Annotated in this window: 3 protein-coding genes; 2 read left to right on the top strand and 1 reads right to left on the bottom strand. The window is 45.1% G+C overall.

Features of this window, described 5'->3' with window-relative positions:
* Window positions 1-324: 324 nt before the first annotated feature.
* Together ltaE and LD39_RS22820 are read left to right on the top strand one after the other, a co-directional pair.
* On the top strand, window positions 325-1353 hold the full coding sequence (gene ltaE, locus LD39_RS18565; RefSeq protein ID WP_035551533.1) for a low-specificity L-threonine aldolase: 1029 nt from the start codon (window positions 325-327) through the stop codon (window positions 1351-1353).
* A 125-nt stretch (window positions 1354-1478) separates the two neighbouring features.
* Window positions 1479-1652 (top strand): hypothetical protein, encoded by a 174-nt coding sequence (locus tag LD39_RS22820; RefSeq protein ID WP_156112691.1) that lies wholly within the window; start codon window positions 1479-1481, stop codon window positions 1650-1652.
* A 79-nt stretch (window positions 1653-1731) separates the two neighbouring features.
* On the opposite strand, the gene LD39_RS18560 is transcribed toward LD39_RS22820, so the two are convergent.
* The coding region (locus LD39_RS18560) for an amino acid permease (protein WP_035551530.1) at window positions 1732-3066 on the bottom strand (1335 nt) is incomplete at its 5' end.

Genomic DNA, 3066 nt, shown 5'->3' with positions numbered 1-3066 from the left:
ACGTCAGTTTAAATCCTCTGCCAAGAGAGCGGACTTGAATGAATCGCAGCTGAAAGGTCAGCCAAACGCCGGTTCCAAGCAGAAAGATGAGCATGACGGGTCCCCATAAGAAGCTATTGATATCTTTAAAAAGTGCTGTCAATGTATCCATGTGAGTATCCCTTTCCTTTTATCGCTTTATCTAGTTAATGTAACCGAGTATCGCATCTGCAAGCGTTTTACAGCAAGCTTTTTCGTTGTGTGAATTTGTGGGAACGCCCTTTCTTAATGATTTTCAATCTCTGTTCCTTTCCGTACAATAAAGATAAAGAGGAGGAGATACATATGATCGATTTGCGAAGTGATACCGTAACGAAACCTACCCAACAGATGCGCCAAGCTGCTTTTGAAGCGGAGGTAGGGGATGATGTGTACGAGGAAGACCCGACAGTGAAGCGGCTTGAGGCCACTGCTGCTGAGATGCTTGGCAAAGAAGCGGCGCTATTTGTAACAAGTGGAACGCAAGGGAATCAGATTGCAGTGCTTACCCACTGTAAACCAGGGGATGAAATTTTGTTAGAGGCAAATGCGCACCTTTTCTTGTACGAGGGGGCTTCCATGTCCGCCCTTGCCGGAGTGCAGCCGCGAACAATCCTTGGGAATCGCGGTGCTATGGACCCAGCCGACGTCCGTGCAGCCATCCGTCCTGACGACATTCATTTTCCAGAAACCGGACTCATTTGTTTGGAAAATACGCATAACAAAGCAGGTGGCGCGATTGTGCCACTAGAAAATATGCAGCAGATTTATGAAATTGCCCGTGAAAACAACATTCCTGTCCATTTGGATGGAGCTCGTCTATTTAATGCGGCGGTGGCGAGCGGTATTTCCGTAAGAAGGTTCGCCGACCAGGCTGATACCGTCCAATTTTGTTTGTCGAAAGGGTTAGGGGCGCCTGTAGGGTCGGTCATTGCAGGATCTGCTGACTTTATACGACAAGCGCGCAAGTGGAGAAAACGGCTCGGCGGAGGATTACGCCAGGTCGGAATGATTGCCGCCCCGGGGCTGATTGCTTTGACTGAAATGGTCGATCGTTTGGCGGAAGACCATGAGCAGGCAAAACGACTGGCAGAGGGCCTGAGCCAAGTAAATGGAATCGAGATCGAAGGGAAGGTCGAAACGAATATTTTGCTTGTCAATGTAGGGGGATTGAATCAAACCTCTGATGAATTCCTGCACCATCTTAAAGAGCAAAGGGTTCTTGCTGTGCCTTTTGGACCAGAGACTGTAAGGTTCGTAACGAATTTTGATGTTTCAGGAGAAGAGATTGATGAGGTTATCGAAAAAGTTCATAAGCTCGCAAGGAACATTTAATTTTTATTCATAATTTGGGACGGCTTTTCATAAGATGCATTATAGAATCAATGCAGCCGATCTCTTGGTTTCACAAAGACCATCCAGTCGGAAAAATGAGTAATCAAACTTTGGAGGTGGGTTCCATGCCGGAATTAGAGGCTGGTCACACTGTTAAAAGAAAGCCATTAGCCCATGAACATGCCTTCGCTGAAATGTTTGATAAGGATCGCTTTGACGATGGAATTCCGCTGGATGAACTCGGGAAACACTTGAGGAAGACGAAATCGTATAAGAAGCTGAGGAAAAGATGGAGATGACCCCCAAATCATCCCCTTTTGGAGAAATTGAACGCTCCAAAAGGGGGATTTTTTATGTCAAAAGGGGATGTGAAGAGACTTACTTTTCCGCTCTGAATATAATTTTGTAACAGATGAAAATAATCAAGATCAAACCGATACTGACGAACAATCCAATTCTTTCATTCCCATGAAACAAAGCACCGGAGATCGTTAAGAGAATAAATCCAATCCCTATATAAGACGTGTAAGGATATCCAAACGCTTTGAAACGATCATTGTTTTGATCATAAGTAGGATGCAGTTTGATGTGAGAAGCCAGGATAATTCCCCAGTTCAATATAAGCATCACTCCTGCAGCTGTCGTGACATACTCATACATCGTGTCAGGTAAAAGGTAGGAAAAGAGGATCGATACGGCCAGTCCCCCTGCGGTTAAACCTAAGGACTTCATGGCTACACCGCGGCTGTTCTTTTCTTTGAGGCTTTCCGGGGCGTCTCCATCCTCTGATAAAGAGACCATCACGTGGCTGATCGAAAATAGAGCCCCGACCATGGTTGAAAAGGCAGCACTTATAATCACGAGATTGAAGATCGAATCAAGATAAGGGATGTGAAAAGCGGACAACGCTGTTACAAAAGGACTTTCGGATTCATCAATGATCGACCAATCGACCATGTTCAAAACAAAAAATAAGGATAGCAAGTAAATCGAAACAAGGACGAGAATTAAGGCCGTCCCTGCTTTCGTTATATTCTTCTTATGTTCAAGCTCTGAAGAAGCCACTCCGACAACAGCAATGCCGCCAAAGGAGAAGAAGATAAAAATGAGAGCTGACCATAATCCTCTCCACCCATGAGGAAACCATTCACTGATTCCCGCTTGATGGACGGAAGTCGCTTGTTTCGGGTCGATTACTCCAAATAAAATCAAAGCTCCGAAACCGATAAAAACTACAAGGGTCGATAATTTTACAATCGCAAAGAGTGATTCGATCTGCCCGAAGTTTTTCACCCCCAGAAGGTTGATTCCAAACCCGAGCGAAGCGTAAATGATCGAAAAAATCCATAACGGAATATTGGGAAACCAAAATTGGGTGAACGTGGATAGGGCGACAATTTCACTGGACATGATCAATAGACCAGATAACCAGTACATCCAGCCGGAGATGAAACCCATCGAATGTCCAAATGCTTTTTCGGCATACATTCGGAATGACCCTTTTTCCTGATCATTGACGGTCATTTCGGCTAAAGCACTAAATACAAAATAAGTGGTGATTCCTGCGATCAGGTAGCCAATTAAGATGGCAGGGCCCGCTGTCTTAATGGACAGCCCTGTCCCTAAGAAAAACCCGGCTCCGATGATAGAACCTATCCCAATGAGGGAAAGCTGCCACCAACTGAGGTTGCCTTTTCCTTTTTTGATTTCTTT

Origin of the sequence: Halobacillus sp. BBL2006 (genome assembly GCF_000786645.1) — a bacterium.
Classification (GTDB): domain Bacteria; phylum Bacillota; class Bacilli; order Bacillales; family Halobacillaceae; genus Halobacillus.
The sequence above is the reverse complement of the archived record's forward strand: the minus strand, read 5'-3'. Positions and strand labels throughout refer to the sequence as shown.